At 68.7% G+C, this 22,686-nt stretch carries 22 protein-coding genes; 15 read left to right on the forward strand and 7 right to left on the reverse strand.

Features of this window, described 5'->3' with window-relative positions; translation table 11 throughout:
* From AC1DER_RS14460 to AC1DER_RS14500, 9 genes are all read left to right on the forward strand, one after another.
* Window positions 1–1,791 (forward strand): sensor histidine kinase, encoded by a 1,791-nt coding sequence (locus tag AC1DER_RS14460; RefSeq protein WP_477245380.1) that lies wholly within the window; start codon window positions 1–3, stop codon window positions 1,789–1,791.
* The gene (locus AC1DER_RS14465; RefSeq protein WP_477245378.1) at window positions 1,766–2,119 is read left to right on the forward strand and encodes a response regulator; all 354 of its coding nucleotides are present in this window, start codon (window positions 1,766–1,768) and stop codon (window positions 2,117–2,119) included. Before AC1DER_RS14460 ends, AC1DER_RS14465 begins: the two co-directional genes overlap by 26 nt.
* Before the next feature lie 83 nt (window positions 2,120–2,202).
* On the forward strand, window positions 2,203–2,583 hold the full coding sequence (locus AC1DER_RS14470) for a hypothetical protein (protein WP_477245376.1): 381 nt from the start codon (window positions 2,203–2,205) through the stop codon (window positions 2,581–2,583).
* Between the two features lie 106 nt (window positions 2,584–2,689).
* Entirely contained in the window at window positions 2,690–3,604 is a 915-nt protein-coding gene (locus tag AC1DER_RS14475) for a helix-turn-helix domain-containing protein (protein ID WP_477245374.1), read from the forward strand.
* A gap of 21 nt (window positions 3,605–3,625) precedes the next feature.
* Window positions 3,626–3,823: an antibiotic biosynthesis monooxygenase family protein gene (locus AC1DER_RS14480; protein ID WP_477245372.1), complete on the forward strand. Its 198-nt coding sequence runs from the start codon at window positions 3,626–3,628 to the stop codon at window positions 3,821–3,823.
* Window positions 3,824–3,832: 9 nt separating this feature from the next.
* Window positions 3,833–4,906 carry a two-component system sensor histidine kinase NtrB gene (locus AC1DER_RS14485; protein WP_477245370.1) on the forward strand — a complete coding sequence of 358 codons (1,074 nt, stop codon included), beginning with the start codon at window positions 3,833–3,835 and terminating at the stop codon, window positions 4,904–4,906.
* Window positions 4,903–6,306, forward strand: a complete 1,404-nt coding sequence (gene ntrC / locus AC1DER_RS14490) for a nitrogen regulation protein NR(I) (protein WP_477245368.1) — start codon at window positions 4,903–4,905, stop codon at window positions 6,304–6,306. Before AC1DER_RS14485 ends, ntrC begins: the two co-directional genes overlap by 4 nt.
* Before the next feature lie 212 nt (window positions 6,307–6,518).
* A complete protein-coding gene (locus tag AC1DER_RS14495; protein ID WP_477245366.1) occupies window positions 6,519–7,082 on the forward strand; it encodes a superoxide dismutase family protein in 564 nt (187 codons plus the stop codon).
* 22 nt (window positions 7,083–7,104) lie between these two features.
* A complete protein-coding gene (locus AC1DER_RS14500; RefSeq protein WP_477245364.1) occupies window positions 7,105–7,590 on the forward strand; it encodes a GNAT family N-acetyltransferase in 486 nt (161 codons plus the stop codon).
* Window positions 7,591–7,609: 19 nt separating this feature from the next.
* On the opposite strand, the gene AC1DER_RS14505 is transcribed toward AC1DER_RS14500, so the two are convergent.
* Window positions 7,610–8,527, reverse strand: coding sequence for a hypothetical protein (locus tag AC1DER_RS14505; RefSeq protein ID WP_477245362.1), 918 nt, complete (start codon window positions 8,525–8,527; stop codon window positions 7,610–7,612).
* 108 nt (window positions 8,528–8,635) lie between these two features.
* Between AC1DER_RS14505 and AC1DER_RS14510 the strand changes: the two genes are divergently transcribed.
* Window positions 8,636–9,913, forward strand: coding sequence for an acetyl-CoA C-acetyltransferase (locus AC1DER_RS14510; RefSeq protein WP_441815761.1), 1,278 nt, complete (start codon window positions 8,636–8,638; stop codon window positions 9,911–9,913).
* 44 nt (window positions 9,914–9,957) lie between these two features.
* Here AC1DER_RS14510 and AC1DER_RS14515 read toward each other — a convergent pair whose 3' ends face one another.
* From AC1DER_RS14515 to AC1DER_RS14525, 3 genes are read right to left on the reverse strand one after another with little or no spacing between them, the layout of a single operon-like run.
* Window positions 9,958–11,208, reverse strand: a complete 1,251-nt coding sequence (locus AC1DER_RS14515; RefSeq protein WP_477358081.1) for a heme biosynthesis HemY N-terminal domain-containing protein — start codon at window positions 11,206–11,208, stop codon at window positions 9,958–9,960.
* Window positions 11,209–11,231: 23 nt separating this feature from the next.
* A complete protein-coding gene (locus AC1DER_RS14520; RefSeq protein WP_477245358.1) occupies window positions 11,232–12,233 on the reverse strand; it encodes a uroporphyrinogen-III C-methyltransferase in 1,002 nt (333 codons plus the stop codon).
* 54 nt (window positions 12,234–12,287) lie between these two features.
* A complete protein-coding gene (locus tag AC1DER_RS14525) occupies window positions 12,288–13,064 on the reverse strand; it encodes a uroporphyrinogen-III synthase (RefSeq protein WP_477245356.1) in 777 nt (258 codons plus the stop codon).
* A gap of 53 nt (window positions 13,065–13,117) precedes the next feature.
* Between AC1DER_RS14525 and AC1DER_RS14530 the strand changes: the two genes are divergently transcribed.
* The 5 genes from AC1DER_RS14530 to AC1DER_RS14550 all read left to right on the forward strand — a co-directional run bounded on the left by AC1DER_RS14530 (window position 13,118) and on the right by AC1DER_RS14550 (window position 16,444).
* Window positions 13,118–13,621 (forward strand): YiiD C-terminal domain-containing protein, encoded by a 504-nt coding sequence (locus AC1DER_RS14530; protein ID WP_441815765.1) that lies wholly within the window; start codon window positions 13,118–13,120, stop codon window positions 13,619–13,621.
* A 64-nt stretch (window positions 13,622–13,685) separates the two neighbouring features.
* On the forward strand, window positions 13,686–14,114 hold the full coding sequence (locus AC1DER_RS14535) for a hypothetical protein (RefSeq protein ID WP_441815766.1): 429 nt from the start codon (window positions 13,686–13,688) through the stop codon (window positions 14,112–14,114).
* Window positions 14,115–14,239: 125 nt separating this feature from the next.
* A complete protein-coding gene (locus AC1DER_RS14540) occupies window positions 14,240–14,677 on the forward strand; it encodes a rhodanese-like domain-containing protein (RefSeq protein ID WP_441815767.1) in 438 nt (145 codons plus the stop codon).
* A 206-nt stretch (window positions 14,678–14,883) separates the two neighbouring features.
* A complete protein-coding gene (gene secB, locus AC1DER_RS14545) occupies window positions 14,884–15,402 on the forward strand; it encodes a protein-export chaperone SecB (protein WP_441815768.1) in 519 nt (172 codons plus the stop codon).
* A gap of 13 nt (window positions 15,403–15,415) precedes the next feature.
* Entirely contained in the window at window positions 15,416–16,444 is a 1,029-nt protein-coding gene (locus AC1DER_RS14550; RefSeq protein ID WP_441815769.1) for an NAD(P)H-dependent glycerol-3-phosphate dehydrogenase, read from the forward strand.
* Between the two features lie 60 nt (window positions 16,445–16,504).
* On the opposite strand, the gene AC1DER_RS14555 is transcribed toward AC1DER_RS14550, so the two are convergent.
* The 3 genes from AC1DER_RS14555 to AC1DER_RS14565 all read right to left on the reverse strand — a co-directional run bounded on the left by AC1DER_RS14555 (window position 16,505) and on the right by AC1DER_RS14565 (window position 22,491).
* Window positions 16,505–17,143: a hypothetical protein gene (locus AC1DER_RS14555; protein ID WP_477245352.1), complete on the reverse strand. Its 639-nt coding sequence runs from the start codon at window positions 17,141–17,143 to the stop codon at window positions 16,505–16,507.
* Window positions 17,144–17,426: 283 nt separating this feature from the next.
* A complete protein-coding gene (locus AC1DER_RS14560; RefSeq protein WP_441815771.1) occupies window positions 17,427–18,038 on the reverse strand; it encodes an outer membrane beta-barrel protein in 612 nt (203 codons plus the stop codon).
* 196 nt (window positions 18,039–18,234) lie between these two features.
* On the reverse strand, window positions 18,235–22,491 hold the full coding sequence (locus AC1DER_RS14565) for an ATP-binding protein (protein ID WP_477245350.1): 4,257 nt from the start codon (window positions 22,489–22,491) through the stop codon (window positions 18,235–18,237).
* Window positions 22,492–22,686 lie beyond the last annotated feature (195 nt).

Raw genomic sequence — 22,686 nt, forward strand, 5'->3', positions numbered from 1 at the left:
ATGACGACCGGGGCGCCTCCCCTGCGCGAGTCACGCCTGCGCCGCTGGACGAGCCGGATCGATCCGGCCGTGCTGATGTTGCTCATCGGTCCGCTGATGATCTGCTTCGCCTGGATCGTCACCCTCGGACAGATCACCAAGGACCGCAACCGCGCGCTGGCCGAGGGCTACCGCGAGGCCAATGGACTCAGCCGCTCCTTCGCCGAACAGACCCAGCATCGCCTCGACGATCTCGACCGGATGGTGCGCGTGGTCCGGCAGGCCTATGTCGCCGACGATGCCGACCTCGACATCATCGAGCTGCTCAGAAGCGCCGGGTATGTCAGGCCGCATCGGGTCCGGCTGGGCGTGGTCGATGCCGCCAACCGGACCGTCCTGGGCGAAGTTCCGGTGGACAAGTCATGGCTGTCGAAGGTGTTGCCTTCGGGCATGCCGGTGGTCGACCGGCCACGGGTGTCGACGCCGCTGCCGGCGCATGCGGGGCATCCGGACACGCTGGTGTTCAGCCGGCCGGTGAGGCTGCCGGATGGTTCGTTCTCCGGCGCCGCCATTGCCAGCATCCGCCCGGACCAGATCCTCAGCAACCTGCGCAAACTCAACGTCGGTCCGATGTCACGTCAGTTCGGGACGGTCGAGCTCGGTCCCCGGGACATCGCCGCCATCCTCGGCCTGGACGGACGCGTGCGCGCGGTGCTGGTCGGCGGCGCACCCATCTCGATGTCGCGGTGGCCCAAGGGTCCGGTCATCTACCGCCTCAAGGACGGCACCATCCAGCAGGTCTCGCAACCGCAAGTCGATGCCGTTCCGCGGCTGTGGTCGGGCGGTTACCTCGGCGACTACCAGCTGATCCTCGTGGTCGGCATCTCCCGCCACGACGCGTTGCGCGAGTTCCATCGGCATCGGCGGATCTACCTGATCGGGAGTTCGGCGTTCACGCTGGGCGTGGGCATGCTCACCGTTCTCGCGGCCGTGCTCGCCAGGCGCGAGCGGCGGACACTGCAGCGCCTGGCCAGGAGCGAACGGCAAGCCAACCAGCTCAAGTCCGAATTCCTTGCCAAGATCTCGCACGACCTGCGCACGCCGCTCAACGGCATCCTCGGCTTCTCGGAGCTGGTCAAGACCACTTCCGGCGAAGCCGAACAGCGCCAGTACGGTCAATACATCCACGACAGCGCCGGCTATCTGCTCGACCTGGTCAACATGATCCTGGACTTGACCAAGCTGCGGCACGGCAAGCTGCATCTGCAGTTGCGCGAAGTCGATCTGCGCCAGACCGCGATGAGCGTGTCCAGGACGCACGCGATCGTCGCCGAAGGCAAGGGACTCGAGTATCGCCTCGACATCGCCGCCGACTTCCCCGAAACGGTGATCTGCGATGGCGTGCGCATCCGCGAAGTCATGAACAACCTGCTGCACAACGCCGTCAAGTTCACCCGCACCGGCCACATCGGCATGGACCTCTACATCGAGGGCGAACAGGTCACGGTTCGCGTCTCCGATACCGGCATAGGTATGAGCGATACGGTCAAGAGCCATCTGTTCGAACCCTTCAGCGAAGGCCGCGACGAAGAGGCCATGGCCCAGGCCGGCGCCGGGCTGGGCCTGGCGTTCTCCCGGGAACTGATCGCCCTGCACGGCGGCGGGATCGAGGTGGTGTCGAAGCAATCGGAAGGTACGACGGTCACGTTCTGGATCCCGCTACGCGGGCCGCACGCAGGCGATCCGGGCGCACCGGTGCAGGCCGCAACCACAGAGGGCGCAAGCCATGCCGCACGTTCTGATAGTCGATGACGACCTGGTCAACCGGAAACTCGCCCGCGCCATCCTCGAGCGCGCTGGCTGGTCGACGGTCGAATGCGAGAACGGGACATCCGCCCTTGAATGCTTCCAGCACCAGCCCTTCGACGCCGTGCTGCTCGACATCGGCATGCCGGGCATGGACGGCCGTGCGGTCTGCCGGGCGTTGCGACAACAACAGCGCGGGTCGCTGCGGATCGTCGCCTACACTGCCTCGGTGCTGCCAGAGGAGATGGAGGCGCTGCTCGAGAGCGGCTTCGATGGAGTCCTGCAGAAGCCGGTCAGCATCGGCGCGGTGGAAGCGGCGTTCAAAGGAATGTGAGCGTATGCCTGCGCGCCTTGCATGCCCCTGCGTTGGACCTACAATCCGCAGCGGGGCCACGCCGCGCCCATCTGGGGAAGCGCATGCAACTGGTCAGGCTCGGGGATGGTCCTGCTGCGGTCAGGGTTACAGGTCAGCGGATTCGCAGGTGCCTTCCAGCGCTGCTGGTGGCCGCCTGCCTGTCCATCGCTGCCTGCGCTGACCAGGCGGACAAGGCGGACCAGGCCTTCAGGGAAAACTTCCGCCAGACCACACTCGACAGCTGCCTGAGCAAGACGCAACTGAAACGCGGACTGACCGCGGCCCGACGGGAGGTCTATTGCCGATGCTCGGCAGCAGGTATCGCAAGTACCAGCACCATCGAAGAACTCAAGGCGCTCAACACCCTCCCCGCGCCACCCGCGGCGGAGAAGAAAGTGTTCGACACCATGTCCAAGTGCGCCAGGTTGGCGGGGGCGCACTAGGCGTGGCAGCCACCGCGACGGCAACGTCGGCGATACGGAGCTGCAGGCACGAAGGGTGACTTTCGGGCCTTCTTCGCTCCCCGGGGGAGGTAGAACCATGACGGCCATGACCGACGCCGCCCGGCCCTCGTGCTACCCGGTTGCTCCGACACAAGCCCTGGCGGGTTCCCCGCCGGGATCGCGCCTGCCATGGCTCGACGTGCTCACCTCGCCCGTGCCATCGGGGCGCTTTGATTCGCCCGTCGACCATCGCCACGTCCTTTGCCTGCACGTCGGTGGTCCGGTCCCGGTTTCGTACCGGGCCGAGCGGGCCGAGCGCCGCGGAACCCGCCTGCATGGACAGTTCTGCGTGGTGCCCGCCGGTTCCAGCACGCGCTGGATCCTGTCCGCGCCCGCCACATCGCTGCTGCTGCGGCTGGCGCCGGAGATGATGCGGCAGGCAGCCGATGCAATGCGCCTGGGTGCGGACGCGTCCGATCCCGCGCCTGCGATCCATGTCCGCGATCCCCAGATCGAACGGATCGGCTGGATGATGCGCAGCGAGGCCCTCGACGGCTATCCATCCGGTCGCCTCTTCGCCGACAGCCTGGCGTGCACACTGGCGGCGCGCGTGCTGGCAGTCGGTTCGCGCAGGTCCTCCGCGGATGCGCATCTGCCACGACTGCCTGGTCAGGCCAGTGCGTTGCCGGCGTGGCGGTTGCAGCGCGTGGTCGATTACATCGAAGCGCACCTGGACGAAGACCTGTCGCTGGCCGACCTCGCCGCGGTTGCCAGCTACAGCGTTTCGCACTTCAAGCCGCTGTTCAGGAATGCGGTGGGCATGCCCGCGCATCGCTTCGTCATGCAGCGTCGCGTGGAGCGCGCGCGCCTGCTGCTGAGCCAGGGCGACCTGGACATCACCGGCATCGCACTGGCAACCGGCTTCGCCCATCCCAGCCACATGGCACGATGCATGCGGCGCATGCTCGGCGTCAGCCCATCGCAGCTGGCAGCAACGCCCGGCACAACGCGATCAACGTGACACTGACAAAGACTCGAAGTGATGTCGACGCCTGTCTTCTGCGCCCTTTATCGCTGGCGCCTGCATCCTGGCCGCGAAGAAGGGTTCGTCGAGGCCTGGTCGAAGGTCACCCACCTGCTGCTGACCGAGCGCGGCTCACTCGGCTCGCGGCTGCATCGAGGCCCGGACGACGTCTGGTACAGCTACACGACGGCGACCGGGGCCGCGCTCTTGCACTAACATGGTGCAATGTCCGTGCCCGCCCCGACCGATTTCGACCGGCCCGACCTCGACGGCCTGACCACGCCGCTGGCGTGGAGCGACGAGGAAGGCGCGATCGTCGGCTGCAATGCCGCGTTCTCGCGCTGGCTCGGGGTCAGTGCGAGGCGGCTGGTGGCCTGGCCACTGGCCGGGCTCGATGGCGGTGACGGCCACTTCGCCCATGCCATGCGCCGTCTCGATGCGGCCGCCGATGCGCCGCTGCGACTGCGCCGCAGCCGCCTGCGCTTCGCCGACGGTGACGAGTGCTTCGCCGATGTCTGGCTGAGCCGCCGTGAAGAAGGCGGCTGGCTGCTCGAAGCGCATCCGGTCGACGAATTTCCCGGCGACGACCCGGCGCTGCTGCTGCCGTCGGCCCTGTCGGCCTCGCTCAAGGGCCTGGCGCACGAACTGCGCAATCCCCTGGCCGGCCTCAAGGGCGCCGCGCAGCTGCTGGCCCGGCGCATCGACGCCGACACCGCCGTCAACAGCGACGCCGGCGAACTGGTGGCCCTGGTCGGCAGCGAAGTCGAACGCCTGACCGCGCTGGTGGACCAGCTGCTCACACCCGCACCGCCGCGCCCGCATGCGCCGCTGAACATCCACGCTGTGCTCGAACGCGTGCTGCGCCTGGCCGAGAGCGACGCCGGCTGGGCCGTGCGCCTGGTCCGCGACTACGACCCCAGCCTGCCCGAATTCGGCGGCGACGCCGATCGCCTGGTGCAGGCGGTATGGAACCTGGTGCGCAACGCCATCGAAGCCGGCGCCACCAACATCACCCTGCGCACGCGCGCCGAGCACGCAGTTCGCATCGGCGATGCCGTGCACCCCATCGCCATGCGCCTGGAAATCGTCGATGACGGCCGCGGCGTTCCCGACGAGCTGGCCGAACAGCTGTTCCTGCCGCTGGTCTCGGGCCGTGCAGAAGGCAGCGGCCTGGGCCTTGCCCTGGCCCAGCAGGTCGCGCGCGAGCACCGCGGCTCGCTGGCGTACCGTTCGCGACCCGGCCACACCGTGTTCACCCTGCTGTTGCCGCTGCAGATCGAGGAAGAGGAAGGCACGTGAAAAGGATCTGGGTGGTCGACGACGATCGTGGCGTGCGCTTCGTGCTCGCCACGGCACTGCGCGAGGGCGGTTACAGCGTCGACGGATTCGAGAATACGGCCGATGCCCTGGCCGCGCTGGCCGACCGCGGCGCGCCCGACCTTCTCTTCACCGACGTGCGCATGCCGGGCGATGACGGCCTGGTCCTGCTCGAACGCCTGAAGGCGCAGGTGCCGCAACTGCCGGTGATCGTGATGAGCGCCTACACCGACGTCGCCAGCACCGCCGGCGCCTTCCGCGGCGGCGCCCACGAATTCCTCTCCAAACCTTTCGACCTCGACGAAGCCGTCGCACTGGCGGCGCGCACGCTGGCGGCGGTTGGCGAGAGCGCAGCGCCGGCGCCGTCCGAATTGCCCAAGGACGATGCCCTGATCGGCGATACCCCGGCGATGCGGACCTTGTTCCGCGCGATCGGGCGCCTGGCGCAGGCGCCGTTGTCGGTGCTGATCACCGGCGAGACGGGTACCGGCAAGGAACTGGTCGCTCGCGCGCTGCACCGCGAATCGCCGCGCGCCGGGCAGCCGTTTGTTGCGTTGAACACCGCGGCGATACCGTCGGAGCTGCTGGAAAGCGAACTGTTCGGCCACGAGGCCGGCGCCTTCACCGGCGCCCAGCGCCGTCACACCGGCCGTTTCGAACAGGCCCACCGCGGCACGCTGTTCCTCGACGAGATCGGTGACATGCCGCTGCCGTTGCAGACGCGGTTGCTGCGCGTGCTGGCCGAAGGCGAGTTCTTCCGCGTCGGCGGACGCGAACTGATCCGCGTCGACGTGCGCGTGATCGCCGCCACCCACCAGGACCTCGAAGCGCTGGTCGCCGACGGTCGCTTCCGCGCCGACCTGCTGCACCGGCTCGATGTCGTGCGGCTGCACCTGCCACCGCTGCGCGAGCGGCGCGAGGACATCGCGCGCCTGGCCGAACGCTTCCTCGCCTCGGCGGCAGTGCGATTCGATGCGCCACCCAAGCGCCTGGCCAAACCGGCGCTGGAACGCATGCTCGCCTACGACTGGCCCGGCAACGTGCGTCAGCTGGAAAACCTGTGCTGGCGACTGGCCGCACTCGCTCCGGGCGAAACCATCGCGCGCGCCGACCTGGACGAAGCGCTTGCCGCCACGCCGGGCAAGGACAGCGCCGCTGGCGACGACCATGATTGGGACGCGCGGCTGGCGGCATGGGCGCGGGCGCAGTTGGCGCTCGGCAGTGACGACATCCACGCGCAGGCGCGCGAGCGCTTCGAACGGGCGCTGTTCGAGGCGGCCCTGGAGCACACCGGCGGCCGCCGCACCGAGGCGGCGGCGCGGCTGGGCCTGGGTCGCAACACGCTGACACGCAAGCTTGGCCCCGGCCGGCGTCGATCCTGAGCCGTCGCTGCAACGGCTCGCCGCCGCCCGCAGCGGAAGATGTCGTGATGCCCGCGGCGCAGGCGCGCCGAGGTTTGCGAGGCCGGCGTGAACGCCGGCCGGTTGCCATTTCACCGCTGGATGACCGCCGCGCAGCTAGGCTGCGATGCGATCCGGCTCGGATCAAACGACGCGGCCCGGTGCGCCGGACCCGTCACCCCACGGAGAAGTCGATGAACAAGACGCTGAACACTTTGCTCGCCGCCACCGCAGTGGTGGTCGTGGCTGCCTGCAGCTCCACGCCAAAGACCAGGGAAGCCACGCCGACCGCGGTGTCGACCGCCAAGGCCGCAACCGTCAATCTCGCCGCGGCATCGGCCAGCCTGGTCAGCGGCAAGTTGAGCGTGGTGCCGATGGGCGATGGCGTGCACATCACCGGCGAGATCGGCGGCTTCGCTCCCAACAGCACCCACGCCATCCACATCCACGAGAAGGGCGACTGCAGCGCAGCCGACGCCAGCAGCGCCGGCGGCCACTTCAATCCGACGGGTTCGCCGCACGGAAAGGTGGACAGCAGCGCGCACCACGGCGGCGACATGAACAACATCGTCGCCGATGCCGACGGCGTGGCGAAGGTCGACGTGCACGCCAGTGGCGTCACCCTCGGCGGCGGTGCCGGCAACGACGTCGCCGGCAAGGCGGTGATCGTCCACGCCAGTCCCGACGACTACAAGACCCAGCCCACGGGCAATGCCGGCGGCCGCGTGGCCTGCGGCGTCATCACCGTCACCCAGTAACCGCACCGTGCCCGATCGCCCGATGCATGCCCCGCTGCGCATACGCGCGGCCAGCGCGCACGACCGCGACCTGCTCGCGCAGTGGGCGGCGGCAATGGCGTTGGAAACCGAGCACAAGCACCTGGACCCGGCCACGGTGCTGGCCGGCGTCGAGGCGGCGATTGCCGATCCGGCCAAGGCCCGCTACTTCGTGGCGGTTCGCGAAGCGACCGTCGCCGGCCGCGAAACCATTGCCAGCGCCGCCGGCACGCTGATGCTCACGCGCGAGTGGAGCGACTGGCGCAACGGCGACTGGTGGTGGATCCAGAGCGTCTACGTCACGCCTGCGCATCGGCGGCAGGGGGTGTTCGCGGCCTTGTACCGGCACGTCGAACAACTGGCGCGGACAACGCCCGGCGTGATCGGCCTGCGCCTGTATGTCGAACGCGACAACGCCGACGCGCAGCGGACCTACCAGGCCCTGGGAATGGTCGACGCCGGTTACGCGATCTACGAAAGCCAGTTCTGAGGCTTCAGCCGGGGCTGCTTCAGTCCAGCGCCTCGCGCGCCTGCTCATCACCGCAGTGCACGAAATTCACCGGCACCCCATGCGCGCCGAGCACCGCCGCGATCTGGCGCTGCCTGGCCTGGAAATGCTGGTGCAGGCGTTCGAGTTTGTCGCGGCACTCCTGCGTCGCGCAGGGGGCGTCGGTGGCGTAGCGCGCCTTCCATGCGCGCGGCTCGAACAGGGCAATGCGCGCCTCGCCGTTGGCGTAGTGCACGAGCGGCTCAGGCGGCGCGTCCAGCCAGTGCTCGCCCTCGGGCTGCAGCAGCGCGGTCTCCAGCAGCGGCCACAGCGGGCCCAGGCCGGCGTGGTCGTACTGCATCGCCATCATCGCGGTGAGGTCGTGCACGGTGAGGTAGCGTGCGTGCTCCACCTGCAGGCCAAACGCTTCCTGCGCCGCCAGTGCGGTGGCCGCACCGGCCATGCCGCGCTCGAGCAGTTCACGCTCGAAGGCGTCGCCGACGCGCGTGGCGATCGCGGCATCGCCACCGAGCACGAACGGCACCAGCCGCAGCGGTCCGCCGACGAAGTCCGGCGATGGCGTCAGCGCGCCAGGCAGCTGCGCGTCGTGCGCGCCGAAGGCGATGATCCGGCCGCCACCATCGGCTGCCGTGCGCGGTGCGCGTGCAGCCAGCTGGTCGAGTTCGAGGTGCAGCGGCCAGCCCGGCCGCAACAATTCGACCGGGTCGTAGTGGGCGCCCACCGTCACCAGCTCCAGCGCTGCCGCTTCCGGGGCGAAGCCGGCCAGGTCGTGCGCGATCAGCCCGGCCAGGGCCCCGACCTCGGCCTGTGCCAGGGCCTGGCGGAACACCGGGGCGTCGCCACGCAGCTCCAGCGCCAGCGCGCCGAGCACGTGCAGCGTGGTGGAAGGGGCAGTCGGGGCAGGTTCGGCAAGACTCATGGATACGGTGGCGTTTGGTCGCACGCGAAGGCGGCGCTACACTGCGGCCATTATGCCCGTGCCGCCGTTAACGGCCGGGTGATCCCCCCATCCGCATGAGGTGTTGCGATGCAGCCTGCCCGTCCCGTTGCCGTGCTCGGTGGCGTCCGTATCCCGTTCTGCCGCCAGAACACGGCCTATGCGGACGTCGGCAACCTGGGCATGTCGGTACGGACGCTGGGCGCCCTGGTCGAGAAATACGGCCTGCATGGCCAGCAACTGGGCGAAGTGGCGATGGGCGCGGTCATCAAGCACTCCAGCGACTGGAACCTTGGTCGCGAAGCGGCGCTGTCGTCGGGACTGTCGCCGCTGACCCCGGGCATCACCCTGCAGCGCGCCTGCGGCACCTCGCTCGACTCGATCGTCCACATCGGCAACAAGATCGCCGCCGGCCAGATCGAGGTCGGCATTGGTGGTGGATCGGACACCACCTCCGACGTGCCGATCGTCTACGGCCAGAAGCTGCGTCGCCGCCTGCTCGAAGCCGCCCGCGCCAAGACCCCGCGCGACAAGCTGGCCGCGTTCAAGGGATTCCATCTGCGCGAGCTCAAGCCCGAGTTTCCGGGCGTGGCCGAGCCGCGCACCGGCAAGTCGATGGGCGACCACTGCGAGGACATGGCCAAGCAGTGGAACATCTCGCGCGACTCGCAGGACGAGTGGGCGCTGTCGTCGCACCAGAAGCTCGCCGCCGCCTACGAGCGCGGCTTCTTCGACGACCTGGTGGTGAGCTTCCGTGGCGTCTCGCGCGACAACATCCTGCGTCCCGACAGCACCCTGGAAAAGCTGGCCTCGCTGAAGCCGGCCTTCGACAAGACCTCCGGTCGCGGCACGTTGACCGCCGCCAACTCGACCCCGCTCACCGATGGCGCGTCGGCCTGCCTGCTCGCCTCGGAAGAATGGGCGCGCACGCGCGGGCACGAAGTGCTGTGCTACCTGCGCGACGCCCACGTGGCCGCGGTCGACTTCGTCCACGGCGAGGGGCTGCTGATGGCGCCGACGGTGGCCGTGCCGGAGATGCTCAAGCGCAATGGCCTGACCCTGCAGGACTTCGACTTCTACGAGATCCACGAAGCCTTCGCAGCACAGGTGCTGTGCACGCTGCGCGCCTGGGAGAGCGAGGAGTACTGCAAGAACCGCCTCGGCCTGGAGGCACCGATGGGCCGTATCGATGTGGCGAAGATCAATCCCAATGGCTCTTCGCTGGCGGCCGGACATCCGTTCGCAGCAACCGGTGCTCGCATCGTCGCCACGGCGGCGAAGGAACTCAAGCAGCGCGGCGGCGGACGTTGCCTGGTGTCGATCTGCACCGCCGGCGGCATGGGCGTGGTCGCCATCCTGGAGCGCTGACGCAAGCGCCGACGCGGACGCCGCGGGGCAGGCGCAAGCCTTGCTCAGCCGCGCAGACGCGGCACGCCGTGCTCGTTGCGCTCCTCGACCACGGCCTGGTCGAAGATCTTCTGGCGCAGGTCGCGCCCCGGCAATTCCTGTGTCGCCGCGCCACGCGCGGCATTGAGCGCATTGGCGTAACACAACCGCGCGAGCTTCTCGTCGCCGGCCTGGCTGAAGCCGTGCCCAAGTTCTTCCCAGGCCTCGCTGTTGGCGCCCTGCGCCAGTGCCCGATGCAGGTACGTCTCCGCTTGTGGCCATTGGCCCTGCGCGCGCGCCAGTCGCGCCAGCGTCACCAGCAACGCCGGGCTGGCCGGGTGCGCCTGCAGCCAGCGCTCGGCATTGCCACGACGGGCGTCGAGGCGCCCGATCGGGAGTTGTCCGTAAAGTCCCGCCAGCGACTCGTCCCAACGTGCATCCAGCGCCTGCTCGATGCTTCTGGCCGCCGCTTCGTCCCAGCGCAGCGCCGCGGCGCGCTCTGCATACGCGGCCACTGCGGCCGGATCGTTGCGCAGCGGTTTGGGCAGCGCTTCCCAGCGGTCGGCCAGGACATTGGCGTCGCCGGCCTCACGCAGTGAGGCCGCACCCCATTGCGCTTCCAGCGCTGCCAGGCGATCGCCGGGCCACGCCTGCTGCTGGCGCAAAGCCCCAAGCAGACCATAGGCCTCACCACTGCGGCGAAGCGCGACCAGCGCCTGCGCGCGCAGCGCCAGTCCACGCGGCGGCAGCGGCGCCGCAGCCACGCTGTCGAGCGCGGCCAGCGCATCGGCCGGACGGTCGCGTTGCAGGGCCAGTTCGGCAGTCACCAGCGCGCGTTCGATTGCATGGCCGTCAGCGAGTGCAGCCAGGTGCCGCTGCGCTGCCGCGTCGTCGCCGCGCGCGGCCGCCGCGCGCGCTGCGCCGGCATGGGCAAGTGCGCGAACCTCCGCCTGCGCCGACGCCTGCGTGAGCAGTTTCTCGGCGCGGCTCCACTGACCCTGGTCCAGCGCACTCAGGCCATCGATCAGCTGCGCCCGCGCCTGGCGCTTGCGGTGCCGGCGCATCGCCGCGAACGGCAGGCTCAGCAGCTTCCACACCAGCCACAGGCCGGCGGCGAGCAGCAACAGCATCGCCACGCCCTTGGGCACGTTGGTGATGTAGTCGTTGCCGCCGTAGCGCACGAGCACGTAGCCCGGATCCTGCAGCAGCACCTGCGCAACCAGTGCGCCGACGAGCGCCAGCACGATCCAGAACAGCAGGTTGCGGAAGATGTTCATGGGCGCCTGCTCCGTTGCGTCCTTCAGTCCGCCGCGCGCAGTTGGCGCAGCTGCTGCAGTGTGCTGCCGAGCGTCGGAAGCGTCAGTGAAAGCGGGCGCTGCGCCAGCTCGCGCATGCGCGTGCGCTGCTGCTGCAGCGATGGCGACTCCGGCCACAGTCGCGCCTGCCAGGCTTCAGCACGTTGCAGCGCAGCGCGGAAGCCGGCCTCGTCGCGGCGTTCGGCCGCGGCACGGGCCAGCGAAATCTCCAGTTGCAGGCCGGCCGTCGCCGCGATGCGATCCGACGGCTGCACCGCCACCGTGCGATCGCTCGGACGCACGTCGATCAGGCTCGCAAACGCGCGCCGCCACCACGGCGCCAGGGGTTCGTCGTGCGCGACGGTCGCGCTTGGCGCGGCCATTGCCGTCTGCGCCAGCGCGTCGAGTTCGGCCATCGCCTTCACGCGTGGCTCCACGCCCAGTGCATCAAGACCGGCGCGCTCCTGCTGCAACGTCTGCCGCAGGCTCAGGTAGGCAGGGTCGTCGACGCCGTCGAGCACATGCCCGGCAAGCGCATAGGCACGGCGCGCGCCATCGAGGTCGCCGGCGATCAGAAGGCGCTGCTGGCCGAGGCTCAGCAACAGTTCGGTCTCGTCCAGTCGCAACGCCTGCGCGCCATGGCGATCGGGATCGGCCAGCTTGGAAACGGTGTCCTCCAGCAGCGCCGCGCGCTGTCCGACGCCGAGCAGTTCGTCGCGCAGCACGCGGTTGGTGGCGTCGGCCTGTTGCAGGCGTTGAACCTGCGCGCGCTGGTCGCGGCGGATCGAGTCTATGCGGCCGTCCAGGGCGTCCAGCCGTTGTCCGGCATCGCTGGCCTGTGCACGGTCGCGTTCGAGCTTCGCCTGCCACTGCATCCAGCCGTAGCCGGCAGCGGCCGCGACGATCAGCACCACCACCAGCCACAGCCAACCGCGCGAACGGCGTGGCGTTGCGGAAGCGACAGGCGCGGGGGCGGGAGCGGGGGTTGATTCCGGCGTGGAGGACACGGCTGCTGGCTGGGGCGGGAGGACGGCCGCCATGCTACCGGATGACGATGTGCGTCACGCCCCGTCGTTCAGGCGGCTGATCACCATTGCCGCCGCCGCCACAAGATCGTTCGGGCGCGCGCTGCGGGCAGTCGTCACACCAGTGAAGCCAAGCAGCCGCGCCAGCTCCGCCAGCCGCTCGCTGGCGGCAACGACGGAAGACTGCAGCAGCCGCTCGCGAGCCGCTGCTGGCAAGGCGTCGAGGATCGCCTCGAGCGCCTCGCCACTCGACAGTGCGATCACCGTGGGCGCCGTCAGCGAGACCAGCTGCGCGACCGCACGCGGCGGCGGTGCGACCGTGTCGCGTTGATACACATCGGCCCGCAGCACCTGCGCGCCGCGCGCCTGCAGTGCCGGCACCAGCACGCCGCGGCCCCCCGGAGCGCTGACGAAGCCCAGATCGGACCCGGCCAGCTGCTGCAGCCCGGGCAGGGCCAGCAGGCCTTCGCTGTCCATCCGCGATGGCGCCGAGACGTCGTCCACGCCGGCGCGCCGCAGCGCCGCCGCGGTGCCTGCGCCAACGGCGAACCATTGCTGGCCTGGCTGCGTCCGCAGCGGCTGCAACGCGCGCGCCGCCCGCACCGCGGCCGGGCTGGTCACCACCACGCGCGCGGCATCCAGGGCGACGCGCAGCGACTGGCGCGTGCCATCGTCGTCGCGCAGCCGAAGGCGCCACGGCGACAGCGCCACCATGCCGCCTCCCGCGCGGGCGACGGCACGCCGCAACGCGTCGTGCTCGCCGCGCGGACGCAGCGAGATCACGTACCATCCGGGCGGCGCAGGGGCTGGCATGCCATCAGCATAGCCGCCCCGCCCGCATCCCCCACCGCTCGCACGCACGCCGCATGAATCAGCCATCGCCCGTTCCCGAACAGGACTACGACCACGCTTCCGCCCTGGAGCGCCTGCATCACCACTACCAGTCGATGCCGCCGGTCGCGGCGATGGACGTGCGCATTGCCTCCTACGACGGCCAGCGCCTGTGCCTGCACGCGCCGTTGTCGCGCCATGTCAACGACAAGGGCTGCGCGTTCGGTGGCAGCCTGGCCTCGATGATGACGCTGGCCTCGTGGGGCGTGGTGTCCCTGCACATCGAGGCGGCCGGGCTCGAGGCCGAGGTGTTCGTCGCCGACAGCCAGATCCGCTACCTCGCACCGTTGTTCGCCGACCTGGACGTGCATGCCGAACTGGCCGCCGATTCCAACTGGCCCGGCTTCATCGCCACCCTGCGTGAGCGTGGCCGTGCCCGTATCGGACTGGTCGCGCGGGCGATGCTGCCCGACGGCGGGGTCGCCACCGAGTTCGTCGCCCGCTATGTCGCGATCCTGAAGCAACCCCTTCGGGCGTGAACCGCAGCGCGGACCAGCGCCGCGGTTTGCCCTTAGGATGTCGCCGAGCCCTGGGGGAACACCGATGCGCCGCCTGACCCGATTGATGAGCCTGGCCCTGCTGCTGGGCATGCTGGCGGTCGCCGGCAGCGCCATGGCCAGCCGCAAGACCGACACCCTGGACCGCAACCAGTACGCCTGGGCCGGTGCGATCCGCTGGGGCGATTTCGATGCGGCGCTGACCCTCGTCGACCCGAAATACCTGGCCGAGCATCCCGTCAGCGAACTGGAGCTGGCCCGCTTCGAGCAGGTCCAGATCACCGCCTACCGCGACCACGGCAGCAGCGTGGACTGGAAGGCCGGGGTCGCCGTCCGCGAAATCGAGATCGCGGTGGTCAACCGTCACACCCAGGCCGAGCGCACCGTGCGTTTCCGCGAGCAATGGCGCTGGGACGAGGAAGCCAAGACCTGGTGGGTGGTCGGCGGCCTGCCCGACCTCTGGGAAGGCCAGTAGCCGCCTCGCCGGCGTGACCGGGGGCCTGCCCGCCAAGGCATGCCTGGACGCCTGGAACCTGCGGATTTTGCGCAGCCGGCGGCCGTGGGAGACAATCCCGGCCCCGTTTCATCTGCAGTGATGCCGTGACCTTCCAAGAACTGCTGGCCTTCGCCGAGCGCCACACCACCCTCTCGCTGGCGCTGGCCGGCCTGACGATCGCCATCATCTACACCGAGGTCGCGCGGCTGTTCCGCGGCTACAAGGCATTGCGCCCGGCCGAACTGACCGGCCTGATCAACCGCGAGAACGCGCTGGTCATCGACCTGTCGGCCAGCAACGACTTCGAGAAGGGCCACATCGCCGGCAGCAAGTCGGTGCAGCCCAGCCAGTTCGATCCCGAGAACAAGCTCCTGGCCAATGCCAGGGACCTGCCGGTCGTGGTGGTCTGCCGTACCGGCCAGGGTTCGGGCGACGCCGCCAAGCGCCTGAAGAAGGCCGGATTCACCAAGGTCTTCTGGCTCGACGGCGGCATCGCCGCATGGCAGCAGGCCGATCTTCCGCTGGTGAAGGGCCGCGCCTGAGGCGACACGCCGGGTTGCGGTGCCGATCGCGGTGCCATTTGCGGCGGCGGTCTTGATCGCCGTCGCCACGCCCCAACACCCACTCGTGGGGATCGCGATCGAGGCTTGCCGCAACGGCTTGGCCTCGCGCAATCTGAACAGCCGGCCGCGCCAAGGGCGCGTGCCATAATCGATTTCTTTCCGTATTAATTGTCTGGAGTTACGAGATGTCCGAAGAAAACGTCAACGGCGGCGCCGCGTCTGCTGAAGCCAACGGCCCGGCATTCACCGTCGAGAAGATCTACGCCAAGGACGTCTCCTTCGAGGTCCCGGGCGCACCGGCCGTGTTCAACGAGCAGGCCCAGCCGCAGCTGCAGATGAACCTCAACCAGAGCGTGCAGCGCCTCAACGACAGCGCCTTTGAAGTCGTGCTCGGCATCACCCTGACCTGCAACGCCGGCGACAAGACCCTGTACGTGGCCGAAGTGAAGCAGGCTGGCGTGTTCGGCCTGGCCGGTTTCGACCCCCAGACGCTCGACGGCATGCTCGGCACCCATTGCCCGAACGTGCTTTACCCGTATGCGCGCCAGCTGATCAGCGAGCTGATCCAGACCGGTGGTTTCCCGCCGTTCTACCTGCAGCCGATCAACTTCGAAGCGCTGTACGCCGAAGGCCTGCGCCAGCGTGCCGCCCAGCAGAATGGCGAGGCCGGCCTGGCCGACGCCGAGACCGCCGGCAACGCCTGATCGCGCCCGCGGCATGGAAGCGAAACCACTGCCCAGCGTCGCGGTCCTGGGAGCGGGTTCCTGGGGCACCGCCCTGGCAGCCCTGATCGCACGGCACGGTCATCCGACCGTGCTGTGGGGCCGTGATGCCGAAGGCATCGCGGCCATTGACGGCCGCCACGAGAACCCACGCTACCTGCCGGGCATCGCCCTGCCGGAATCGCTACGCGCGACCACCGACCTGGCCGACTCCCTGCAGGGCGCCGACCTGGTGCTGGTGGTCGTGCCTTCGCACGCCTTCGCGCAGACCCTGCGCAACCTCGCCCCGTACCGACCGGCCCATGCCGGCGTGGCCTGGGCGACCAAGGGCTTCGAACCCGGCAGCGGTCGCTTCCTGCATGAAGTCGCCGAAGAGGTGCTTGGCGCCGACGTGCCGCTGGCCGTTGTCACCGGCCCGTCCTTCGCCAAGGAAGTCGCCCAGGGCCTGCCGACCGCGCTGACCGTGCACGGCAGCCACGCCGACTTCTCCCAGGAGGTCGCCGATGCACTGCACGGCCCAGCCTTCCGCGCCTACACCGGCAACGACATGCTCGGCGCCGAACTCGGCGGCGCGATGAAGAACGTGCTGGCGGTCGCGACCGGTGTCGCCGACGGCATGCAGCTCGGGCTCAATGCACGCGCTGGCCTGATCACGCGCGGGCTCAACGAGATGTTGCGCCTGAACCACGCCATCGGCGGCAAGGCCGAGACCCTGATGGGCCTGGCCGGACTCGGCGACCTGGTGCTGACCTGCACCGGCGACCTGTCGCGCAACCGTCGCCTGGGCCTGGCCCTGGGCCGCGGCCAGTCGATCGAGGACGCCGTACGCGAGATCGGGCAGGTGGTGGAGTCGGTGCAGACCGCCGATGAGGTGATGCGCCAGGCCGAGCGGCACGGCGTAGAGCTGCCGATCTCCAGCGCCGTGCAGGCGGTTCTGCATGGCGAGATCACGCCCGCCGTAGGACTGCGCCTGCTGCTCTCGCGCGAGCAGAAACCGGAATATCCGCGCGATCTGTTCGGCTGACAGCGGTCAAAAAAAACCCGGCGCAAGCCGGGTTTTTTCCTGGTGTACCTGGCGCCGGCTTCAGAAGCTCGCGCGCACGCCCACGGTGACCTGCGAGAACTCGTCGCCAAACTCGGCTTCGCCGACCACGCCCCAGACCGGCGTCATGCGGTACTGCAGCCCCAGCGTCGCACTGAAGGCGCCATCGTAGACATCGCCATCGGTGTAGTTGCCCTTGCCCCAGATCTCGACGTCGTTGGCGATCCAATGGCGCACGCCGACCGCGACGCGGAAGTCGTCGCCGTCCTGGCCGCCTTCACCGTCGTCCTTCACGTCGATGTTGGTGCTGAGGTAGCTCAGATCGGCGACCAGGTCGGTGCGCTGGTTCAGGCTCTGGTGATAGCCGAAGCCGAGGATGCCCTGGTCCATGTCGATGCCGGCGCTGCCGAGGTCGCCGATGATCGGCGCCGACACGCCAACGTCGTCGTCGCCCTTGCGGTAACTGCCGAACACATGGAACTGCGACTCGCCCAGCGCGACCGAGCCGCCGACGAAGAATCCGCCCGCCTTGACGTCGTCGATGTGGATGCCATCCACCTGCGGCAGTTCCTGGTTGAGCTGGGCGTAGCCGCCTTCCAGGTAGGTATAGCTGTGGCTGCCGGCATTGGCGGCAAACGGAGCCGCTGCCAGCGCGAGCGCCAGCACGAGTTGCTTGTTCATGATGTCCCCAAGAGTGGATGCCCGCGGGTTGCGCGGCATGAACGCATTATCGCGGAACGCCACGCGCCCATGGCAACCCGGCGCGGGCCGGTGTCGGCAACTGCAACGCCGGTCCCAGTTGCGCCTGGAGCGCTTCCACCGCCGCGGCGCTCAACTGGCCGTGGGCCAAAAAAAAGCCCGGCCGAGGCCGGGCTTTCAGTTCGCGAGGTGGGGGAGAGAGAGCCATCGCGATGAAACACATTCGTCCCTCTCTCGCAGAACGCGGGAGAGGGACGGGTAACGCTTAGAAGCTCATGCGCGGACCGACGAAGTACGAGGTGTTGCCGTCGACGAACTTGACTTCGCCGTTGACGCCCCAGGTCTGGTTGAACTTCACCTGGGCGCCGAGGCGGCCGTAGAACTCACCATCGGCATGTTCGTAGTCTTCGTAGCCGGCCAGAGCGTAGCCTTCGAAGTTCGGCGTGAACGCGCCGCGCACGCCGGCCTCGACGTTCCAGCCGTCTGCATCGGTGCCACCGAAGTTCACGGCGCCGACGTTGAAGCTGTCGGTCTCGGCCTTCTGGTAGCCAACGCGGGTCAGCAGGTCGAGCTGCGAGTTCAGCTCATGGTTGTAGCCCACGCCGACATTCCACTGGTCGACATCGATGCCATTGACGCGGCCCAGGCCGGTATCGAAGTCGTCGGTCTTCTGGCCGCTGTAGCCACCGTACAGGTGGAAGTTCGGCGCGATCGCAGCCGAACCGTTGATGGCCCAGCCATCGGAATCGAGCGAATTGTCGCCATTGGTGGCGGCATAGCCCGCCTCGACGTAGGTGTACGACACGCCGTCAGCGGCGGAAGCAGCAAACGGGGCGGCGGCAAGCAGGGTCAGGGCAGCAATCAGGGAACGCTTCATAAGGTCTCAGCCTGTTTTTTTGGTTTGGATCCGATGCCGGACTCTCGAAAACAGAGTCATTCGGGGGAAACGTTGACCGGCACCGGTGGCGTGAGTATCCATACGTAACCGAAATTTAACCTGAATACTGAACCGACCCGTGCAGGAACCAATCAGGTGAAGGCGTGGTCGGGGGCCGGGCGGAGGCCATGCGGGCTCAGGCCCGGCCATCGGCGACATGGCCTGCGACGTCGTCGTCGGGCGTGTCCAACACGCGGTCAAGCCGGTCGAGGCAGCGCAGCAGCAGATCGCGCTGGCGCGTGAGCGGGAGCGCTCCGATTCCGTCGCGGTTCGCCGGCGGCATGTCGCGCAACAATGCCAGCGCGCCGTTCATACGATGCAACAGCCGGGTCTGCCGAAGCGTGTCGCCGGCCGCGACGGCCGCATCGAACTCGCGCATGTCCTCGCGGCAGGTCGACAGCAGTTCCTTCAACAAGCGCTGCGCATCATCGGCGCTGCCGAGCGTCTCGGTCAGCAATGCCATCGGGTCGGCAAGCATCGGCGGCGCGACATCCCAGGGCCTGCCGCCCGGGCCGGGATCGAGGTGACGCGCCAGCATCGAATCGAGCTCGTGCAACGTCATCGGCTTGGCCAGGAAGCCATCCATGCCCGCATCGTTGCAGCGTTGCACGTCCTCGGGCAGCGCACTGGCCGACAAGGCGATGATCGGCAGGCGCCTTGTTGCGCCCGGCTCACTGGCGCGGATGCGCCGCGTGAGGGCGTAGCCGTCCACGCGTGGCATGTCGCAATCGGTGATGAGCAGGTCGAATGCATCGTCGGCGAGCATGGCCAACGCCTGTTCGCCATCGGTAGCCAGGGAATGGTCGAAGCCCAGGTGCCCCAGTTGCCGGGAGATCACCGCGCGGTTGACCGGATGGTCCTCGGCCACCAGGATGCGCGCCCACCGGTGCTGCCGTGAACGCGGCCCGCTGCGTTCGCTAGCGGCTTCGATCGGCGCGGGCTGCTCGAACACTGCATGGCAGGCATCGCGAAGCGATCGCCAGAGCAGCGGGTTGCCGTGCAGCACGCCATCGGCCCGCGCCGCGATCGCATCGCCCGCGTGTGCGTCGGAGTCATCCAGCAGCAGGCAGCGCCCGTGCTTTGGACCCTGGCCGCCCTCGACCAGCCTGCGGTCGACCAGGAACAGATCGGTGCGATCGCAATCGAGCGTGTCCCAGTCCGCAGGCTCCACCTCGGCCACGCTGAACCCCATCGAAGAAAGCGCATTGGCCAGCTCGCGCGCGAACATCGCATCCCGCGTGCACAGCACGGCCGTCTTGCCGGCGAAGCCAGGCAGCGGCTGCAATGTCGCCGCGACAGGCAGCTTCAGCTCGAATGTTGCGCGCGTGCCTTCGTCGGGCGTGCTCTGCAGCTGTACGGTGCCGCCCATCAGGGTGGCCAGGCGCTGGCAGATGATCAGCCCCAGCCCTGACCCACCGAAGCGCCGCGTCGTGGACGATTCGGCCTGGGTGAACGGACGGAACAGGCGCAGGAACTGTTCGCCGGAAATTCCGATGCCCGTGTCGACGACGGTGATCGACAGGCGTTGTCCATCTTCGCTCTCCCCGACCAGGTCCATCTGCACCTCGACATGGCCATGGTGGGTGAACTTGATCGCGTTGCTGAGCAGGTTGGTGATGATCTGGCGGATCCGCACCGCGTCACCCGTGAACTGCGCGGCCAGCCGCCAATCGATGACGCAGTACAGGCGCAGCCCCTTCTCCCGTGCCCGCGCGGAGAACAGGCCGATGACACCGTCGGCCAGGGCGCGCAGGTCGAACGGCGCGCTCTCCAGCTCAAGCCGGCCGGAATCGATCCGCGAGAAGTCGAGAATGTCGTCCAGGATCTGCAGCAGCGTCCGCGCCGAGTCCTGCACCATCGACAGCATGTTCGCCTGTTCGCGGTCGGTATGCGTCTGCGCGAGCAGTTCGACCAGGCCCAGCACGCCGGCCATCGGCGTGCGGATCTCGTGGCTCATCATCGCCAGGAACGCCGCCTTGGTCGCGACCGCGGCCTTGGCCTCGGCATTGGCGCGCGCCAGCGCCTGGGCCTGCTCGTGGCTGTCGGTGACGTCGATCCAGTAGCCGCTCCAGTCCACCGATCCGTCGTTGCCACGCCGTGGTGGTCCGCCTGCGGTACGGATCCAGCGCAGCCCATGCACCGAGTGCATGCGCACGTCGAACTGCTGCATCGGCTCCATCGCTTCCGCAGCCGCGGCAACGTTGCTGGCCAGCAGCTGGCGATCGTCGACGTACACGTGCGAGAACGCCAGCGTCTCGTCCGCCACCATCTGTTCCGGAGTCAGCCCGATGGTTCCCAGCGTGTCGCCGCCAGCGTAGGTGAACCGGCGTTTGCCGTCAGCCGATACCCGCAATTCGAACACGGCCGAGGGCAGGGTGCGGGCGATCTCTGCCAGTCGCAGTTCCGACGCGCGTGCACGCGCCTCGGTGACGCGGATCTCGGTGATGTCCACCGCGGTCCCCAGCAGTCCGGCATGCTCGCCGTTGTCGAGCTCGAACATCTGGATCCACAACAACTCGTAGCGCTCGCCTCCGGGGCCGTCCGGCGATACGGTCCGCAACTCCCTGGTCAGTTGTTCGCCGGTGTCGAACACCGACATCTCGAAGGCGTGGATCGCCTCGATCTCGATTGGCAGGTGCCGGGTCTCCAGCAGCGTGCGGCCGATCAGCTGGCGCGAATCGACCCCGTAGCGCTTCGAGTAGGCGAGATTCACCGCCAGGTATCGCCCCTGGGTGTCCTTCACGAACACCGGATAGGGGATGTTGTTGAGCAGCCGCTCCTGGAACTGCAGCTGATCGGCGAGTTTGCGTTCGGCAGCGGTGCGGGCGCGCACCTGCCGGCGCATGCCCAGGTGCGCGATGCTCATGACCGCGACGATGGCGCCACCGGCGAGCAGGATGCCCAGCACCCAGCCCCACGGCACGCCAAACCGGTACTCGTTGCTCAGCCAGCGCGCGCGGATCGTACGCTTCTCGTCATCGCCGATGCCGGCCAGGACACGATCCACCATCGGCAACAGCGCGGCGTGGTTGCGGCGGACGCCAAAGGCGAGCTCGTGGTCAAGCCCGGTCGGGCCGACCATCTGCAGACGCGCCGCATAACGGTCGCGAATCAGGGCGTCGATCGCCGGAAACGTGCCGATGAAAGCATCGGCTTTGCCATCCGCGACCAGGGCCAGGCCGGCTTCATTGCTGCCCACCGGCACCAGCGTGCTCTGGTCCAGGACGATGCTCAGCCGCGCCAGCAATCCGGCCTCTTCGCGCGCTGCGACGCGTCGCCCGCGCAGGTCTTCGGGCCCGGCGATCACCGGCCCGTGCACGCGCGCGACGATCACTTCGGGAAAACGCTCGTAGGCGCGACTGAACATCAGGTCGTCGCCACGGAAGTCGCCCATCATCGCCGCAGCGACCATGTCGACTTCGCCGGCCTGCACCATCTGCTGCAGTTCGTTCAGGTCCCTCGCCGGCACCAGTTGCAGGCGAAGCCCAAGCACCTTGCGCACGGCGGCAAGATAGTCGGCCGCCATCCCGTCGAACTCGCCATTGGCATTGACGAACGAGTACGGCGGTCGATTGGTTTCGTAGCCGAGCCGCAGCACCGGCAGATTGTCGAGCACGCGCCGGTCATTGGCGGTCATTCCGGCGACGGGGGACATCGCCTGCGGCAGCATGTCCACGCCCCACCGCTGCTGCAGGCGCAGCAGCTCGGCGGGCTTGACCGCGGCCTCGGCCTTGCGCAGCACGCGCGTGAGCATTGCATCGCGAAGCGGGATCGCCAGCCCGATCTGCACCGCCGGAACATTCAGCGCACCCAGCAGGACGAGATCATCGGCTGGCCGCTGGTGCAACAGCGTCTGCGTGCGGTACTCGGTGTGGCCGATGTAGGCATCGGCTTCGCCGTCGGCGACCATGCGCAAAGCTTCGCGGCCGTCCTCGGCGTACAGGATGAGGGCGCGCGGGAACCGCTTTACCGCCCACGTCGCCGTCTCCAGATAGCGGCGCTCCACCACGATCCGTGCGCGGTCCAGGTCGGCCTCGTCGCGGATGCGCACGTCGCCGCGGCGCGCGACGAGCATCAGGTAGCCCTTGAGGTAGGGCCGGAGGAACTGGAAGTGACTGCGCCGCGTCGCGGTATTGGGCTGTCCGAGCAACAGGTCGTAACGCGGCATCGCCGAAGCCGCCGGCCACGACACCGGTTCCCAGTCCGTGAACGGATCGAACGAGAGGCGCAGCCCGACTTTCGATGCCAGCAGCCGCGCATAGTCGGGTCCGAGCCCCTCCGGGTGCCCCGCCACCCAGGTCTCGGCCGGCAGGTGGTCGCCGGCGAACACGCCCACGCGCACGACCGGATGGCTTCGCCTCCACGCCAGCTCGTCCGCGCTGAGCGACGCCATGCCCGTGTCCTGAGCCAGCGCAGGAGCGAGCACGCCAAAGAACGCCACCAGAGTGACGAACAGGAGGACCGCCGGACTATGTCCGGGTCGATGTCGGAGTGGCATAACCGATCGCACTGAGAGGACCCCTGAACGGCCCACGCTAGTGAGTGCCTTCCTGCAAATCCATCAGAATCGTCTCAATTTACTGCGCGC

The organism is Lysobacter sp. 05T417, assembly GCF_056396405.1.

Excerpts from the sequence above, each read along its gene's own strand:
- AC1DER_RS14460 (WP_477245380.1), top strand. The coding sequence starts at position 1 with ATGACGACCGGGGCGCCTCCCCTGCGCGAGTCACGCCTGCGCCGCTGG.
- AC1DER_RS14465 (WP_477245378.1), top strand. The coding sequence starts at position 1,766 with ATGCCGCACGTTCTGATAGTCGATGACGACCTGGTCAACCGGAAACTC.
- AC1DER_RS14470 (WP_477245376.1), top strand. The coding sequence starts at position 2,203 with ATGCAACTGGTCAGGCTCGGGGATGGTCCTGCTGCGGTCAGGGTTACA.
- AC1DER_RS14475 (WP_477245374.1), top strand. The coding sequence starts at position 2,690 with ATGACCGACGCCGCCCGGCCCTCGTGCTACCCGGTTGCTCCGACACAA.
- AC1DER_RS14480 (WP_477245372.1), top strand. The coding sequence starts at position 3,626 with ATGTCGACGCCTGTCTTCTGCGCCCTTTATCGCTGGCGCCTGCATCCT.
- AC1DER_RS14485 (WP_477245370.1), top strand. The coding sequence starts at position 3,833 with ATGTCCGTGCCCGCCCCGACCGATTTCGACCGGCCCGACCTCGACGGC.
- AC1DER_RS14495 (WP_477245366.1), top strand. The coding sequence starts at position 6,519 with ATGAACAAGACGCTGAACACTTTGCTCGCCGCCACCGCAGTGGTGGTC.
- AC1DER_RS14500 (WP_477245364.1), top strand. The coding sequence starts at position 7,105 with ATGCATGCCCCGCTGCGCATACGCGCGGCCAGCGCGCACGACCGCGAC.
- AC1DER_RS14505 (WP_477245362.1), bottom strand. The coding sequence starts at position 8,527 with ATGAGTCTTGCCGAACCTGCCCCGACTGCCCCTTCCACCACGCTGCAC.
- AC1DER_RS14510 (WP_441815761.1), top strand. The coding sequence starts at position 8,636 with ATGCAGCCTGCCCGTCCCGTTGCCGTGCTCGGTGGCGTCCGTATCCCG.
- AC1DER_RS14515 (WP_477358081.1), bottom strand. The coding sequence starts at position 11,208 with ATGAACATCTTCCGCAACCTGCTGTTCTGGATCGTGCTGGCGCTCGTC.
- AC1DER_RS14525 (WP_477245356.1), bottom strand. The coding sequence starts at position 13,064 with ATGCCAGCCCCTGCGCCGCCCGGATGGTACGTGATCTCGCTGCGTCCG.
- AC1DER_RS14530 (WP_441815765.1), top strand. The coding sequence starts at position 13,118 with ATGAATCAGCCATCGCCCGTTCCCGAACAGGACTACGACCACGCTTCC.
- AC1DER_RS14535 (WP_441815766.1), top strand. The coding sequence starts at position 13,686 with ATGCGCCGCCTGACCCGATTGATGAGCCTGGCCCTGCTGCTGGGCATG.
- secB (WP_441815768.1), top strand. The coding sequence starts at position 14,884 with ATGTCCGAAGAAAACGTCAACGGCGGCGCCGCGTCTGCTGAAGCCAAC.
- AC1DER_RS14550 (WP_441815769.1), top strand. The coding sequence starts at position 15,416 with ATGGAAGCGAAACCACTGCCCAGCGTCGCGGTCCTGGGAGCGGGTTCC.
- AC1DER_RS14555 (WP_477245352.1), bottom strand. The coding sequence starts at position 17,143 with ATGAACAAGCAACTCGTGCTGGCGCTCGCGCTGGCAGCGGCTCCGTTT.
- AC1DER_RS14560 (WP_441815771.1), bottom strand. The coding sequence starts at position 18,038 with ATGAAGCGTTCCCTGATTGCTGCCCTGACCCTGCTTGCCGCCGCCCCG.
- AC1DER_RS14565 (WP_477245350.1), bottom strand. The coding sequence starts at position 22,491 with ATGGCGTCGCTCAGCGCGGACGAGCTGGCGTGGAGGCGAAGCCATCCG.